The following is a 14,793-nucleotide window of genomic DNA, read 5'->3' as shown; positions in this document are numbered from 1 at the left end:
ACGGCTCGCAAGCCGCGTGAGGCGTCACCAGGGAGCATCCTCGTTTGTGTTATAAAAACACGTCGGGACATTCCCGCTCTTCACTGAGCGTACCACCGGAGGAGCCTCAACATGCAAGAAGCCACCTTATCGTCATTACGCGCATTCCCGCAACAATTGCAGCAATTTTATGAAGCCGTTCCAGCTGAGTATGTGCACTGGACACCAGCCTCGTGGGAAGGCATTCCAAGCGAAACCTTCACTGCGATCGAACAGATTTGCCATGTCCGCGATATCGAGATCGACGGCTATCATGTCCGTTTCCGTCGCCTGCTGGAGCTGGACAGGCCGGAGCTGGAATCCATCGATGGCTATCAGCTTGCGATCGAACGACGGTATGCGGAAGCGAGCGCGTCCGACGTATTTCAAGTCATTCATAGGGCACGCGAAAAGACCGTCGCGCTTCTGGAAGGCCTCGATGCACATCAGTGGACCCGGTGTGGTTACTTTGAAGGCTATGGTCATGTCACGGTGAAGAGCCTTGCCCATTACCTGTGCAGCCACGATCAGCAACATCTGGCCGGCATACAGTGGCTGCTTGGACAAATCGACAGCAACAACAATCAATAATCAATAATCGATTATCGATAACCAATAGGAAGACTCCGATGGATAATTTCGCTCCTAATCGCTTTGTTGACGGTCAGCCGATGCTGCTCGCTGGCCTGCGTCGACGTCACGAATTTGGTGCCATGGATACCGGCATACCGAAGCAATGGCAGGATTTCCATGCGCTCGGCGCCATCTCAGGTCGCATCGGACCAAATTTCTATGGCGTGATTTGCGGCGCCGACGCGACCGGCTGCGAATACATGTGCGGTGTCGAAGTGGCGTCGCTATCGGAACTGCCCGTCGGCATGGGAAAGTTGCACGTGCCTGCGCAGCGCTATGCGGTGTTTGTGCATGATGATCATGTATCGACACTGCGGCACACATGGCAGCAGATCTTTGATTGGCTGCCGACGAGCGGCTTTGTGTCTGCGCAGACGCCGGATTTTGAAGTATATGGCCCCGAATATGATACGACTAGCGGCACCGGTGGCACAGAAGTGTGGATCGGCGTCCTGCCGCGTGACGCCGGATAGGCGACACGCCTTGATGGAATCGCTTCAACCGCTCAAAAACTTCCCGCGAACTGATACCGGTTCCCCGGATGCCACATCGTCACCACGGAGGCTACCTGCCCTTTCGACAGGGTACGGCGCTTGAGCACCAGGCAGGGCTCTTTCTGGATGTGCAGCATGTCGGCAATGTCACGCGGCGGGTTCAGCGCCTCGATGCTGTAATTCACGCCTTGCAGTGGCGCTGCCGCCATCAGGTATTCATTCGGCGTGACCGTGGAAAAATCCTGCTGCATGTAATCGGGTGCGACCTCCGGGTTGACCCAGCGGTCTTCGACCTGGATTGGGACATCGTTTTCGAAATGCACGATCACGGAGTGGAACAGCGGATGGCCGACCTTGACTTCAAAAGGCGGCGCCATGTGCTCGGAGGCCTTGCTGCGTTCCAGTAAATGCAACTCGCTGCGATGCACATGGCCACGCATCCTGACTTCATCGGCAATGCTCTTGATCGCAACCAGCGTCGACTGGTACTTCTGCTGGGCGACGTAAGTGCCTGAGCCCTGTATCCGGCTCAACACCTGCTCGTCGGTCAGCGCACGCACCGCACGGTTGACCGTCATGCGCGATACGCCAAACTGCTTTGCCAAAGCCTGTTCGGACGGAATGGCGTCGCCTTCCTTCCAGTGCCCGGCATGGATTTCCGCCAGCAAATAATTCTTGATGTGCTGGAAAGCCGGGATCCGTTCCGCTTCGCCGCTTTCTTCCTCTTGCACCCGCACACCCTTTTCCTTGTGACAACCCATGATAGATGACAATTTTTAATCGCGCCTGCTGCGATGCGCCCGATTCTAGGGATTTAATTTGTCTTGTCAACTTACATTCTACTTGCCTAAGTTGTCTATACAACTTACACTTCAATTCGCAGGTAACTCCAAGCACTGAATAGGGGTTGCCAAGCAGAGTTCGACTATTGAACACGTGCCGCACAGCCGGCGCGTACAGACACCAGCATCCAGAGGAGACACTAGATGGCACCGTTCCAACGTAAGCAACTACTTACTGCCGCATTCGTTTTGTCGGCTTTTTCCGCACCGGCATTCGCCGACATCAAGATTGGTTTCAATGTGCCTTTAACCGGCTTTGCCGCTGCCGATGGCAAGTCGGCGCTGGAAGGTGCAAAGCTGGCCGTTGCACAAGCCAATGCCAAAGGCGGCATTGCGGGCCAGAAGGTGGAACTGGTGATTTACGACGATCAGGCTTCACCGAAAGAAGCCGTACCTGTCGCGACCAAGCTGGTCGAAAAAGACAAGGTGGTCGGCGCCGTGTCCGGCTCGTATTCGGGCTCGACCCGTGCCGCTGCAGCGATTTTCCAGCAAGGCAAAGTACCCTACGTGGTTGCCTATGCGATCCATCCTGACATCACGCTGACCGGCGACTACATGTTCCGCACCGCCGCGATGGGCGAGGTACAGGGGCGTGCCGGCTCGATGCTGGTGCACAACCTTGGCAAGAAGCGCGTTGCCATGATCACCCTGAAGAATGACTTTGGCCAGGCGCTTGCCGCCGGCTTCAAGGAAGGCGCCGCCAAGTTTGGCCTGCAAGTCGTCAATGAGTATGAATACGGCATGCAGGACCGCCAGTTCGGCGCGCTGGTCTCGAAGGTCAAGTCCGACAATCCGGACATCATCTATGCATCCGGCTACTTCTTCACCGCCGGGCCGCTGGTCAGCCAGTTGCGGGCTGCCGGTGTGACCGCCCCCATCATCGGCCAGGAAGGTTACGACTCGGACAAGTTCATCGAGATTGCCGGTCCCGCAGCGGAAGGGACTTACCTGACTACGTCACTGGACCGTGACTCCGATGCGCCGGCGACCAAGAACTTCATGAGCGAATTCCATAAAGCCACTGGCGTCAATGCCGACATGGTGGCTGCCGGTACCTATACCGCGACCAGCGTGCTGATTGAAGGCTTGCAGAAAACCGGCGGCAAGGGTGGCGAAGCGCTGAAGAATGCACTGGCGGGCGGCACCTTCGATACACCGATCGGCAAGCTGGCGTTCAATGATCTGCATGAAGTGAAGAAGGATGTGCAGGTGCAGGTGGTGAAGGACAAGGCGTTTCATCGTCACTCGGTGATCTCGGGTCCGTTGCTGTCGCCGCCAAGCAAGGCGAAGTAATCCGGTATTACCATCGCTGGCCGGTCCCCTCCCCCTTGTAGGGGGAGGGTTAGGGTGGGGGTGTGAAGGTTGAATTAACCGCAATCCCTTGCACGACCTTCACACCCCCATCCCAGCCTTCCCCCTACAAGGGGGAAGGAGCAGTTCAGCGAAGCTGCAAACGTTTCGTCTCACTTGTTCCGTTTCACCTTCCACACCAAGGAACCATCATGCTCATTATCGAGCTGATCGCACAGGGCCTGGTCCAGGGCAGCATCTACGCGCTCGTCGCGCTGGGGCTGACACTGGTCTACGGTTTGCTGCGTATTCTCCACGTCGCCCATGCGGCACTATTCACTCTCGGCGGCTATCTCGGCGTCATGATCACCAATGCCACCGGCAGCCTCGCACTGGCATTCCTGATCGCCATGCTGGCCTCCGGGCTGACCGGCGTTGCCATGTACCGCCTCTGCTACGAGCCCATGCTCAAGCAACCGCCTTTCGTCGCATTGATCGCCTCGATCGGCCTGTACATCGCCTTTGAAGAAATCTTTCGCATCGTGTTCGGCGCATCGGGCTTGTCCTATGCCGCCCCACCCTTGCAGCAACAGATCGCGCTGTTCGGCGGACTCCAATTCAAACTGGCGGAAATACTGGTCATGGCCGGTACCGCGGCGATCATTGCCGTGCTGTTCTACCTGCAGACGCGCACCCGCATCGGCGTCGCATGCCAGGCGACGGTGTCCGATCCACAGATGGCCCAATCCTTCGGCATCAAGCTGCAGCAGGTACGCGACATTAACTTCTTCGTCGGTTCCGCGCTGGCTGGCTTTGCCGGCGTCTGGGTGGCATTGCTCAATAACCTCGTCGAGCCGACGATGGGCAGCGTGCCTTCCTACAAGGGCCTGGCAATCATCGTTCTGGGCGGCATGGGTTCGGTGCGCGGCACGCTGATGGCCGCGCTGGTACTGGGCGTGGTCGAATCCTTCGGCACGATTTATCTCGGCAAGCTGCTCGACCGCAATGCGATCGCCTTTGCTTTCCTGATCGTGGTGCTGATGATGCGCCCGCAGGGTTTGTTCGCGCGGAGCTGAAAGGACTGACATGGAATACGAAATTTCTCTTCTGACGTCGATGTGCATCAGCGTGCTGTTTGCCTTGTCGCTCAACCTGATTACCGGCTTCTGCGGCCAGATCAGTCTTGGCCACGCGGCGTTCCTCGGGATCGGCGCTTACCTGTCCGCACTGTTGTGCAAGGCTGGCCTGCCGTTCCTCGCGACCCTGCCGCTGGCAATGCTGCTGGCAGGATGCATCGGCATCGTGGTCGGTCTGGCCAGCCTGCGCGTACGTGCGGATTTTCTGGCCATTACGACCATGGGGGTGGGCTTCCTGTTCGTTGGCATCGTGCGCCAGCAAGACTGGCTGGGCGGTGAAATGGGCGTGTCGGCGATTCCCGATTCTGGTTTGTCGAAGATGGGCTTCATGCTGTTGACGCTGGGACTGTGCATCGCCACCGCCCTGCTCTGCGTGTACATCCGCCGCTCCTGGATGGGCCGGGTGTTCAATGGCGTAGCGGAAGATGAAGATACCATGCGCGTGCTCGGCATTGACGTGCCGCGCTACAAGCTGGCGGCGTTCGCGATCGGTACCGCACTGGCGGGACTGGCCGGCGCCCTGTATGCACAAAATCTGAAATTCATCGGGCCGGACAGCTTTGGCTTTGTCGAATCCATCACTGTGCTTTCGATGGTTGTAGTCGGCGGTATTGGTTCGGTCATCGGCGTGGCAGTCGGCGCAGCAGTGTTGAGCGCCCTGCCCGCGTGGTTCCAGTTCATCGGCGATTACAAGCTGCTGGTGTATGGCGGCCTGCTGTTCCTGATGATGCGCTTTTCGCCAGGCGGCATGGCGGCTTTGGTGACCCGAATGATCGGTACGGCCAAAGGAGGACGGGCATGAATCCCTTGTTGAAAGTCGACGGCGTGACAGTCCGCTTCGGTGGCCTGACTGCAATCGATAAGGTGTCTTTCGAGGTACATGAAGGCGAACTGCTCGGACTGATCGGTCCCAACGGCGCCGGCAAGACAACGATGCTGCGCTCGATTACCGGTGTGGTACGCGTCACCGAAGGCAAGGTCGAACTGGCCGGTGAAAACCTCAATGCGCTGCCGACGCACAAGCGCATCCGCAAGGGTTTATCGCTGTCGCAACAGCTGGTCAAACCCTTCCGTGAAATCTCGGTGCTCGACAACGTCGCACTGGCAGCAGGCGCGCAATACACGCGTTCGCCCCTGCGCGCACTGATGCATGTATCGCAAGAGAAGGAAGCCGCCATCGGCCGCGAACTGCTCAAGCGCGTCGGCATCGAAGCGTATGCCGACCAGAAGCCCGGCATTCAGCCGCTGGGCATTCTGAAGCGCCTGGAGATGGCACGTGCGCTGGCGCTCAATCCAAAGCTGCTGCTGCTCGACGAACCGCTGGCCGGTCTCAATTCGAAAGAAGCGCATGCACTGGCCAGCACCATTGCCGATATCAATCGCCAGGGCGTGACGATTGTCCTGATCGAACACAACCTCGGTGAAGTGATGCGCATCTGCCAACGTCTCGTGGTGCTCGACAATGGCCGCAAGATTGCCAGCGGCGACCCACGCGAAGTCATGAATGATCCGGTGGTACGCAGCGCCTACCTCGGCGGCGACACCGTGGCGGACCAGCATGCACAACCCACCGTTGCAGGAGGCGTCCATGCTTGAACTCAATAATCTGTCCTGTGGCTATGGCGCTTTCCATGCGGTTGGCGACCTGTCGCTGTCGCTGCAACCCGGCACCATCACCGGCCTGCTCGGTGCCAATGGCGCGGGCAAGTCGTCGACCCTGATGTGCATCGCCGGCCATGTCGCCTTGCAAGGCGGCAGCATCCGCTTCGAGGGTCACGACATCAGCAAACTCGCGCCGAATGAACGCGTGCGTCGCGGCATCGCGATCTCGCCGGAAGGCCGGCGCCTGTTCAAGGACCTGACGGTCGAAGACAACCTGCGTGTCGGCGGACTGGTGCAACCGGCCAGCCATTTCACGAAGGACCGCGATTACGTGCTCGGTCTGTTCCCGCGACTCGGCGAACGCCTACATTCGCTGGCCGGCAACCTGTCCGGCGGCGAACAGCAGATGCTGGCCATCGGCCGTGCACTGATGACGCGTCCCAAGCTCATCATGATCGATGAGCTCTCGCTCGGATTGATGCCCAAGGTCATCGACCTCTGCTACGCCGCGCTGCGGCAGCTGCAGGCCGACGGCATGACGATTTTGCTGGTGGAACAAAACACGGAGCGCGTGCTGTCTGTCGCGCAGGATGTGTGCGTGCTGGAATCCGGCCGCACCGTCTGGCAAGGCAAGGCCGCCGACGCCCGCAACAACCCTGAACTCACGGAAGCCTATCTCGGCTTGCATTAATGGAAGGAAGACAAGAATGAATACCGTTACCGACAATATCGAACTTGCCAATGATCCACGCTGGGATGCGAGCCGCGTGATCCGCTCGCCGCGCGGCAGCGAGAAAGTCTGCAAAAGCTGGCTGACCGAAGCGGCCTATCGCATGCTGCAGAACAACCTCGATCCGGAAGTCGCGGAAAATCCGAAGCACCTCGTTGTCTACGGCGGCATCGGCCGCGCGGCGCGCAACTGGGAATGCTTCGACAAGATCCTCGAAACCCTGCGCGACCTGAACGATGACGAGACCTTGCTGGTGCAATCCGGCAAACCGGTCGGCGTTTTCCAGACCCATCCCGATGCACCGCGCGTGCTGATCGCCAATTCCAACCTGGTGCCGAAGTGGGGCAACTGGGAACACTTCAACGAACTCGACCGCAAAGGCCTGTTCATGTACGGCCAGATGACTGCCGGCAGCTGGATCTACATCGGCAGCCAGGGCATTGTACAGGGCACCTACGAAACCTTCGTCGAAGCCGGCCGCCAGCACTACAACGACGACTGGGCCGGCCGCTGGATCCTTACCGCCGGCCTCGGCGGCATGGGCGGCGCGCAGCCTCTGGCGGCAACGCTCGCCGGTGCAGTATCGCTGAACATCGAATGCCAGCAGAGCAGCATCGACTTCCGCCTGCGCACACGCTACCTCGACAAGCAGGCGAAGGACATCGACGACGCGCTGGCACTGGTGAAGTACCACACCGAGCGCAAGGAAGCGGTATCGATCGGCCTGCTCGGCAACGCCGCGGAGATCCTGCCGGAACTGGTGAAGCGTGCGAAAGCCGGCGGCATCAAGCCCGACCTGGTTACCGACCAGACTTCGGCGCACGACCTGATCAACGGCTACCTGCCGATCGGCTGGACCGTCGCACAATGGAAGGCGGCTCAGCAAGACCACGAGCAGCAACAGAAGCTGACCGCCGACGCGGCCAAGTCCTGTGCGGTACATGTACAGGCCATGCTCGACTTCCATGCCATGGGCATCCCGACAGTTGACTACGGCAACAACATCCGCCAGGTCGCCTTCGACACCGGCGTAAAGAACGCCTTTGACTTCCCCGGCTTCGTCCCGGCGTACATCCGTCCGTTGTTCTGTGAAGGCAAGGGTCCGTTCCGCTGGGCTGCCCTGTCCGGCGATCCGGAAGACATCTACAAGACCGACGCGAAGATCAAGGAACTGTTCCCGGACAACAAGCACGTGCATCACTGGCTCGACATGGCACGCGATCGCATCGCCTTCCAGGGCTTGCCGGCACGTATCTGCTGGCTGGGTCTGGGCGAGCGCCACATCGCTGGCCTGGCGTTCAACGAGATGGTCAAGAACGGCGAACTGAAAGCTCCGATCGTCATCGGTCGTGACCACCTTGATACCGGCTCGGTGGCAAGTCCGAACCGTGAAACCGAAAGCATGAAAGACGGCACGGATGCGGTTTCGGACTGGCCGTTGCTGAATGCGCTGCTGAATACCGCAGGCGGCGCGACCTGGGTGTCGTTGCACCATGGCGGCGGAGTCGGCATGGGATACTCGCAGCACGCGGGTATGGTGATTGTTGCGGATGGCAGCGAAGCGGCATCGAAGCGCCTGGCACGCGTGCTGGTCAATGACAGCGGATCGGGTGTGATGCGTCACGCGGATGCTGGGTATGAAAGTGCTGCGGCGTGTGCGAAGCGCAATGGCTTGAAGTTGCCGATGGTGAAGTAAGCGAAAACGTAGGGGCGCTGCGCATTCAAAGGCAGCCCCCTACAAGACAACCGTAGCAAAGCGATCACCTGAAGCAAACTGACCAAGCAAGCACAAAGAGGCTGTGGTGGTTGTTCCCCTCTGCCGACGCCAAAAGAGTGCATGCCAAAACGGAAAAAGAAGCGAAACCTGTTTGAGCCGAAGGCGAGTTTGTTTCGCTTCCCGTTTTGGTATGTGCTCTTTTGGGAACCCGAAGGGCGGCGGTAGGGGGTCGCCTTTCTTGGCTTACTTTCTTTGGCGAAGCAAAGAAAGTGAGTGGCCCGCCGGGGCCAGTCCCGGCCAGGTTGATCGGAGAGGCAGACGTGTTGAAATACCGAAGAAAATGCGTTGGTTTCTGCGTCAAACTTAGGTGATGGTTCGACCGCACTACCCCCACCCTAACCCTCCCCCTGCAAGGGGGAGGGGACCGGACGGTGGTTAATTCGACGCTACTCACATAGCGCATTCGGTAATCGGTAATAAGTATTCGACACCGGGCAACGCATCGTAAACCCACACAGAACAAGCACCTGTAAAAGTTAAGGCAAAAACCATGACCAAACTCACCATTACTCCCGGCAACCTGACCCTGGCCGACCTCCGCCAAATCTGGCGCGGCACAGTAAGCCTGGAACTCACCCCCACCGCCTACACCGCCATCAACACCTCCGCCGCCACGATCAGCAAGATCGTCGAACGCGGCGCCCCCGCCTACGGCATCAACACCGGCTTCGGCAAACTCGCCAAGACCCACATCCCCAACGACCAGCTGGAAGAGCTGCAACGCAACCTCATCCTCTCCCACTCCGTCGGCAGCGGCGAGCTGATCGACGACAGCGTCGCCCGCCTGATTCTTGCGACCAAGATCGGCAGCCTCGCGCGCGGCTACTCCGGCATCCGCGCCTCGATCATCGACACCATGATCGCGCTGTACAACGCCGGCATCATGCCCTGCATCCCCAGCAAGGGCTCGGTCGGCGCATCCGGCGACCTCGCCCCGCTGGCCCACATGACGCTCGCACTGATGGGCGAAGGCGATGTCCGCGTTGACGGCCGCATCGTACCCGCCAAACAGGCACTGGAAAAAGCCGGCATCACCCCCGTCACGCTGGCCGCCAAGGAAGGCCTGGCGCTGATCAACGGCACCCAGGTATCGACCGCACTGACGCTCAACGGCCTGTTCCTCGCCGAGCGCATGCTGGAAGCCGCCACCGTCGCCGGCGCACTGTCCGTCGACGCCGCCAAAGGCAGCGACGCACCGTTCGACCCGCGCGTGCATACCGTACGCGGCCAGCCCGGCCAGATCGCCTCCGCAAAAATCTATCGTGAACTGCTCAAGGGCAGCGAGATCCGCCGCTCCCACATCGACAACGATGAACGCGTGCAAGACCCCTACAGCCTGCGCTGCCAGCCTCAAGTCATGGGCGCCTGTGCCGACCTGATCGTCAATGCGGCACGCACGCTGCTGATCGAAGCCAACGCCGTCACCGACAACCCGCTGGTCTATGCGGACGAAGGCGATGTGATTTCCGGCGGCAACTTCCATGCGGAGCCGGTCGCCTTCGCCGCCGACACGCTCGCGCTCGCCATCGCGGAAATCGGTGCATTGTCCGAGCGCCGTATCGCGCTGCTGATCGATGCCACACTGTCCGGCCTGCCGCCTTTCCTCGTCGCCTCATCCGGCCTGAATTCCGGCTTCATGATCGCGCATGTGACCGCAGCGGCGCTGGCCTCGGAAAACAAATCGCATGCCCATCCGGCAAGCGTCGACAGCCTGCCGACCTCGGCCAACCAGGAAGACCATGTCAGCATGGCGACCTTCGCCGGCCGTCGCCTGCACGAGATGGCGCACAACACCGCCACCATCGTCGGCATCGAGCTGCTGGCTGCGGCACAGGGCGTCGATTTCCATCAGCCGCTGACGACTTCACCCCTGCTCGCCGATGTGCATCAGCGCCTGCGCCAGCGTGTCGCCTTCTATGAGAAGGATCGTTTCTTCGCACTCGACATCGAAGCGGCCAAGCAGATGGTATTGCGCGGCGACCTGAGCACCAGCCTGCAGAATCTGTTTGAGGAACTCTACGTTCATTAAGGAGACATGATGATCCACTCCCCGGACATGACACGCTGGCAAGGCCGCGTCGACGCGGAAGAAGGCGTGGGCGGACGCCGCTGGCACCAGATAGTTAAGCCACTTTCGCCGCTTGCCGGTGAAGGCAGCAACGATGGAAAAGGTATCGCCCTGATTGGCTTTGCCTGCGATGCGGGCGTCGCACGCAATCATGGACGCACCGGCGCCAAGGAAGGGCCGGCGACGCTGCGTCGCGTGCTCGGCAACATGCCCGTACGGCGCTGCACCGCGATTACGGATGCAGGCGACATCAGTTGCACCGACGATGCACTGGAGAGTGCGCAACAGGAATTGTCGGACACGGTCGCAACTGTCCTCGATCGTGGCTTCCTCCCGCTCGTCATGGGCGGCGGACATGAGATCGCGTACGGCTCCTTCGGCGGCCTGGCGCAGCACCTTGCGTCACGGGTGCAGGCGCCGCAGGCACCACAGGCACCACGTATCGGCGTCATCAACCTCGATGCGCATTTCGATTTGCGCATGGCGGAGCGCGCCAGTTCAGGCACGCCCTTCCGCCAGATTGCGGAGGATTGCGAACGACGCGGCTGGCCGTTCCACTATTGCTGCCTGGGCATCAGCGATTTCGCCAACACGCAAGCCTTGTTCGACCGTGCAAGGCAGCTCGGCGTGCGCTGGCTGCGTGATGAAGAAATGCCGCCGGCACAGCTGCCGCAGGTGCAGGCTTTCGTCGCGGACTTCCTGAAGGATGTCGATCATGTCTATTTCACAATCTGCCTGGATGTCCTGCCGGCAGCAGTGGCTCCTGGCGTCAGCGCACCTGCCGCGCGTGGCGTACCATTGGAGGTCGTCGAACCGGTGCTGGACCAGATTGCCGCCAGCGGCAAGCTGCGCCTTGCCGATGTGGCGGAGTTCAACCCCGGTTACGATATCGATCAACGCACCGCCCGCGTTGCGGCCCGCCTCCTGACCCGGATCGCGGAGCACGCGGGCCACTGATTCATTGAGTCCTGAGGTCCCATGCAAAAATTCACGTCCGACGATTTCGTTACGATGCCCTGGAAGAACGGTGGCGGCACGACTGTTCAGTTTGCGTCCTATCCTGCCGGCGCCGACCATGCCTCATTCGAATGGCGGGTCAGCGCGGCGGACATCACCACGGCTGGCCCTTTCTCGTTGTTTGCCGGATATGACCGTTCGATTGCGATCCTGCAAGGCAACGGCATCGCACTTGAACTCGACAGCCTGCACGCGACCATGCTGACGCGGGACAACAAGCCCTTTGCATTTCGTGGCGAACAACAAGTGCACGTGTCGCTGCTCGACGGGCCGGTCAAGGACCTCAACATCATGACCCGGCGCGCGTGCTGGACGCATACCCTGGAAAAGCTGCAGTTCAGCGGCAGCATGCAATGTGCGATGCAGGCGGACCAGATTTTTATTTACAACACGCGCGGTGCGACAGTGCATTGCCGCACCCTGGCAGGCCGTGAACTGGAGTGCGGGATCGGCGAGGCCGTACTGATCGACGCGACCGACGGCGATCATGTCGACTTGTCCGCCTCCGACACGGCGACGCTCTACATCGCGCGCCTTACTGCGAAACGTAATGACCAATAAAGAAAATTCCGACTGGGATGCACTGTGGTGCAATGTGCACCTTGCCACGCTCGACACCCTCACCGATGCCAAAAGCTACGGCGAAATCCGCGATGCCGCGATCGCCGTACGGGACGGGCGCATCGCGTGGATGGGCCCACGTACAGATCTGCCCGCAGGTTACCGGGCCAAGGTCGAATACGATGGCGAAGCGTGCTGGCTGACGCCTGGCCTGATCGATTGCCATACCCACATCGTGTACGCCGGCAACCGCAGCGAAGAATTCGAAGCACGCCTGAACGGCGCCAATTATGAAGAGATTGCGCGGCGCGGCGGCGGTATCATGTCGACGGTACGCGCCACCCGCGCCGCAAGCGAAGAGGCGCTGTATCAGGCCAGCCTGCCGCGTGTGCTCGCATTGCTCGCCGAAGGCGTGACCACGCTTGAAATCAAATCCGGTTACGGACTCGACAAGGACAACGAGCGCAAGATGCTGGCGGTCGCCCGTCGTATCGGCAACCAACTGCCGGTTCACGTGCGCAAGACCTTCCTTGGCGCGCATGCGTTACCGCCCGAGTACGCTGACGCAGCGGACCGCTATGTCGACAGCGTCTGCAATGACATGCTGCCGGCGCTGGTCAGCGAAGGCCTGGTCGATGCGGTCGATGCCTTCTGCGAAAAGATCGGCTTCTCGGCAGGTCAAACCGAGCGCGTGTTCCAGGCGGCACAGAAACACAACTTGCCGGTCAAACTCCATGCGGAACAATTATCCGACCAGGGCGGCGCCGAACTGACCGCGCGCTATCGCGGCCTGTCCGCCGACCACCTTGAATACCTGTCGCAATCCGGCATCGATGCAATGAAAGCGGCGGGTACCGTGGCAGTGCTGCTGCCCGGCGCATTCTACTTTTTGCGCGAGACGAAATACCCGCCGATTGCAGCACTGCGCGAAGCCGGCGTTCCCATTGCCATATCGACAGACTGCAATCCCGGCACCTCGCCAATGACCTCTCTGCTGCTGGCGATGAACATGGCATGCACACTGTTTCGCATGACACCGCTCGAAGCGCTCAGCGGTGTCACCCGCCATGCGGCCACGGCCCTGGGTCTTCAGTCTGAGATCGGGTCGCTCGAGGTCGGCAAGCGGGCCGATTTCGCGCTGTGGCAAATCGATCGTCCCGGCGACCTGGCCTATGGCATCGGTGGCAATCCTTGCCGCTGGGTGGTCAATGGCGGCGTTCGGCGGGAGCGAACGGTCACGCGCGGCTGATTGCCGACAACGCAAATCAACCCGGCAAGCCTATTCCCCGCTGCTCACCCTTGCCGGACAGCGCACGGCCGGCCTGCCGACCATGCAGCATGTCGATGATGTTGCGGTTGAATGCCGGGATATCGTCGGGTTTGCGGCTGCTGACCCAGTTGCCGTCGACGACGACTTCCTCATCCACCCAGTTGCCGCCGGCATTGCGGATGTCATCCCGCAGCGTCGGCCAGCTGGTCATGGTGCGGCCATCGACCAGCCCTGTCGATACCAGCAGCCATCCGCCGTGGCAGATGACGAACACCGGCTTACCGGCGTCATCGATCTGTTCCACGAAGCGCTGCGCTTCCGGAATCATGCGGATCTGGTCGCCGTTGATGACTCCGCCCGGCAGCAGTACGCCATCGAAGTCATCCGGGTCCGCATCGGCAAAGCCTAGATCAGCGTCGAACTGATCGCCCTTGTCGTGGTGCTTGTAGCCCTGCACCTTGCCTGCCTGCTGTGAGATGATCCGGGTAGTGACGCCCTCCTTTTCCAGCGCTTCCTGTGGACCGGTCAGTTCGATCTGCTCGAAGCCCTCGGTCACCAGAATGGCAATGCGCATGCCGCGCAAACTTGAGTCGCTAGCGTTCATTTTCTACTCCTCAAAAGTAAGTCGTTGAGTACGGCGGCCTCATGTGTACAGCGTCTGGTGCGTGGGATCTCAGCGCTCCGGGCGCTCATAAGTGCCAATCAGGCAACCGCTGGCAATCGCGGTTTTGCGCAGTGCGGCCATCACTTCGTCACGCCCGGGCGCGCCGGAAAAAACCGGCGTACTGTCGAGCGCAAACACCTGAAATGCATAGCGATGCACGCCATGACCTGTAGGCGGGTCGGGCGGCAACCAGGTCGCCTGCAGATACGAATTCTTTCCTGTCCTGGCATTCAACTCGTTGCTGCCGCTGTGTCCGATCGCCCCTTCAGGCAAGACGCCATCCTTCGGCAAGAGATCGACAACAATCAAATGGACCAGCGGTTGGGGTGTAGGCGCGTCGGCATCTTCCACAATCAGCGCCAAGCCGGTTGCCTCAGTGGAAATATTGCCCCACGCGAGCGGAGGCGAGATACCGGCACCGTCCGCGGTATAGATGGCTGGTATGTTTTCCTGATCGCGAAAGGCTGGACTGCTGACGGTAATCGCGCCGGTGCCCGCACCCAGCTCAAGCTGATTGAAAAGAATATTGTCGAGGCCGGCACGTTGCGCATGCAAGGCATGACCGATGGCGGCAGGAAGTTTTTCGAGCATGATGATTCCTTGTCTAATGCAGGAAGGCATGGCGCCTGCGTTTGAATCAGGATGTCCTTGCATAAGCTGTGCCGAAAGCCCATGCAGCGCCTTGCGCAGT

At 60.3% G+C, this 14,793-nt stretch carries 15 protein-coding genes; 12 read left to right on the top strand and 3 right to left on the bottom strand.

Annotated features, from left to right (window positions below; genetic code table 11):
- The first annotated feature begins 111 nt into the window (after window positions 1-111).
- Entirely contained in the window at window positions 112-609 is a 498-nt protein-coding gene (locus ASE07_RS13735; protein ID WP_057291405.1) for a DinB family protein, read from the top strand.
- A 38-nt stretch (window positions 610-647) separates the two neighbouring features.
- Window positions 648-1,124 carry a GyrI-like domain-containing protein gene (locus ASE07_RS13730; RefSeq protein WP_057291404.1) on the top strand — a complete coding sequence of 159 codons (477 nt, stop codon included), beginning with the start codon at window positions 648-650 and terminating at the stop codon, window positions 1,122-1,124.
- 32 nt (window positions 1,125-1,156) lie between these two features.
- On the opposite strand, the gene hutC is transcribed toward ASE07_RS13730, so the two are convergent.
- On the bottom strand, window positions 1,157-1,882 hold the full coding sequence (gene hutC / locus ASE07_RS13725) for a histidine utilization repressor (RefSeq protein WP_235548470.1): 726 nt from the start codon (window positions 1,880-1,882) through the stop codon (window positions 1,157-1,159).
- 249 nt (window positions 1,883-2,131) lie between these two features.
- Between hutC and ASE07_RS13720 the strand changes: the two genes are divergently transcribed.
- From ASE07_RS13720 to hutI, 10 genes are all read left to right on the top strand, one after another.
- Window positions 2,132-3,280 (top strand): ABC transporter substrate-binding protein, encoded by a 1,149-nt coding sequence (locus ASE07_RS13720; RefSeq protein ID WP_057291403.1) that lies wholly within the window; start codon window positions 2,132-2,134, stop codon window positions 3,278-3,280.
- A 209-nt stretch (window positions 3,281-3,489) separates the two neighbouring features.
- Window positions 3,490-4,353: a branched-chain amino acid ABC transporter permease gene (locus ASE07_RS13715; RefSeq protein WP_057291402.1), complete on the top strand. Its 864-nt coding sequence runs from the start codon at window positions 3,490-3,492 to the stop codon at window positions 4,351-4,353.
- A gap of 10 nt (window positions 4,354-4,363) precedes the next feature.
- Window positions 4,364-5,215, top strand: coding sequence for a branched-chain amino acid ABC transporter permease (locus ASE07_RS13710; protein ID WP_057291401.1), 852 nt, complete (start codon window positions 4,364-4,366; stop codon window positions 5,213-5,215).
- Complete coding sequence (locus ASE07_RS13705) at window positions 5,212-6,009, top strand: ABC transporter ATP-binding protein (protein ID WP_057291400.1); 798 nt, start codon at window positions 5,212-5,214, stop codon at window positions 6,007-6,009. Before ASE07_RS13710 ends, ASE07_RS13705 begins: the two co-directional genes overlap by 4 nt.
- The gene (locus ASE07_RS13700) at window positions 6,002-6,706 is read left to right on the top strand and encodes an ABC transporter ATP-binding protein (RefSeq protein WP_057291399.1); all 705 of its coding nucleotides are present in this window, start codon (window positions 6,002-6,004) and stop codon (window positions 6,704-6,706) included. The genes ASE07_RS13705 and ASE07_RS13700 overlap by 8 nt, the downstream gene beginning before the upstream one ends.
- Before the next feature lie 16 nt (window positions 6,707-6,722).
- Entirely contained in the window at window positions 6,723-8,441 is a 1,719-nt protein-coding gene (gene hutU, locus ASE07_RS13695) for a urocanate hydratase (protein WP_057291398.1), read from the top strand.
- A gap of 571 nt (window positions 8,442-9,012) precedes the next feature.
- Window positions 9,013-10,551, top strand: a complete 1,539-nt coding sequence (hutH, locus tag ASE07_RS13690) for a histidine ammonia-lyase (protein WP_057291397.1) — start codon at window positions 9,013-9,015, stop codon at window positions 10,549-10,551.
- Between the two features lie 6 nt (window positions 10,552-10,557).
- A complete protein-coding gene (gene hutG / locus ASE07_RS13685) occupies window positions 10,558-11,547 on the top strand; it encodes a formimidoylglutamase (protein WP_057291396.1) in 990 nt (329 codons plus the stop codon).
- Between the two features lie 21 nt (window positions 11,548-11,568).
- Entirely contained in the window at window positions 11,569-12,168 is a 600-nt protein-coding gene (locus tag ASE07_RS13680) for a HutD/Ves family protein (RefSeq protein WP_057291395.1), read from the top strand.
- A complete protein-coding gene (gene hutI / locus ASE07_RS13675) occupies window positions 12,158-13,417 on the top strand; it encodes an imidazolonepropionase (protein WP_057291394.1) in 1,260 nt (419 codons plus the stop codon). Before ASE07_RS13680 ends, hutI begins: the two co-directional genes overlap by 11 nt.
- 16 nt (window positions 13,418-13,433) lie before the next feature.
- On the opposite strand, the gene ASE07_RS13670 is transcribed toward hutI, so the two are convergent.
- Together ASE07_RS13670 and ASE07_RS13665 are read right to left on the bottom strand one after the other, a co-directional pair.
- A complete protein-coding gene (locus tag ASE07_RS13670; protein ID WP_057291393.1) occupies window positions 13,434-14,042 on the bottom strand; it encodes a type 1 glutamine amidotransferase domain-containing protein in 609 nt (202 codons plus the stop codon).
- Between the two features lie 69 nt (window positions 14,043-14,111).
- Entirely contained in the window at window positions 14,112-14,693 is a 582-nt protein-coding gene (locus ASE07_RS13665) for a YbhB/YbcL family Raf kinase inhibitor-like protein (protein WP_057291392.1), read from the bottom strand.
- Window positions 14,694-14,793 lie beyond the last annotated feature (100 nt).

Source organism: Noviherbaspirillum sp. Root189, assembly GCF_001428545.1.
GTDB lineage: Bacteria > Pseudomonadota > Gammaproteobacteria > Burkholderiales > Burkholderiaceae_D > Noviherbaspirillum.
Note: the sequence above shows the minus strand (reverse complement) of the source record. Positions and strands in the feature narration are given on the sequence as shown.

Excerpts from the sequence above, each read along its gene's own strand:
- ASE07_RS13715 (WP_057291402.1), top strand. The coding sequence starts at position 3,490 with ATGCTCATTATCGAGCTGATCGCACAGGGCCTGGTCCAGGGCAGCATC.
- ASE07_RS13735 (WP_057291405.1), top strand. The coding sequence starts at position 112 with ATGCAAGAAGCCACCTTATCGTCATTACGCGCATTCCCGCAACAATTG.
- ASE07_RS13730 (WP_057291404.1), top strand. The coding sequence starts at position 648 with ATGGATAATTTCGCTCCTAATCGCTTTGTTGACGGTCAGCCGATGCTG.
- ASE07_RS13680 (WP_057291395.1), top strand. The coding sequence starts at position 11,569 with ATGCAAAAATTCACGTCCGACGATTTCGTTACGATGCCCTGGAAGAAC.
- ASE07_RS13710 (WP_057291401.1), top strand. The coding sequence starts at position 4,364 with ATGGAATACGAAATTTCTCTTCTGACGTCGATGTGCATCAGCGTGCTG.
- hutH (WP_057291397.1), top strand. The coding sequence starts at position 9,013 with ATGACCAAACTCACCATTACTCCCGGCAACCTGACCCTGGCCGACCTC.
- ASE07_RS13700 (WP_057291399.1), top strand. The coding sequence starts at position 6,002 with ATGCTTGAACTCAATAATCTGTCCTGTGGCTATGGCGCTTTCCATGCG.
- hutU (WP_057291398.1), top strand. The coding sequence starts at position 6,723 with ATGAATACCGTTACCGACAATATCGAACTTGCCAATGATCCACGCTGG.
- hutG (WP_057291396.1), top strand. The coding sequence starts at position 10,558 with ATGATGATCCACTCCCCGGACATGACACGCTGGCAAGGCCGCGTCGAC.
- ASE07_RS13670 (WP_057291393.1), bottom strand. The coding sequence starts at position 14,042 with ATGAACGCTAGCGACTCAAGTTTGCGCGGCATGCGCATTGCCATTCTG.
- ASE07_RS13705 (WP_057291400.1), top strand. The coding sequence starts at position 5,212 with ATGAATCCCTTGTTGAAAGTCGACGGCGTGACAGTCCGCTTCGGTGGC.
- hutI (WP_057291394.1), top strand. The coding sequence starts at position 12,158 with ATGACCAATAAAGAAAATTCCGACTGGGATGCACTGTGGTGCAATGTG.
- ASE07_RS13665 (WP_057291392.1), bottom strand. The coding sequence starts at position 14,693 with ATGCTCGAAAAACTTCCTGCCGCCATCGGTCATGCCTTGCATGCGCAA.
- ASE07_RS13720 (WP_057291403.1), top strand. The coding sequence starts at position 2,132 with ATGGCACCGTTCCAACGTAAGCAACTACTTACTGCCGCATTCGTTTTG.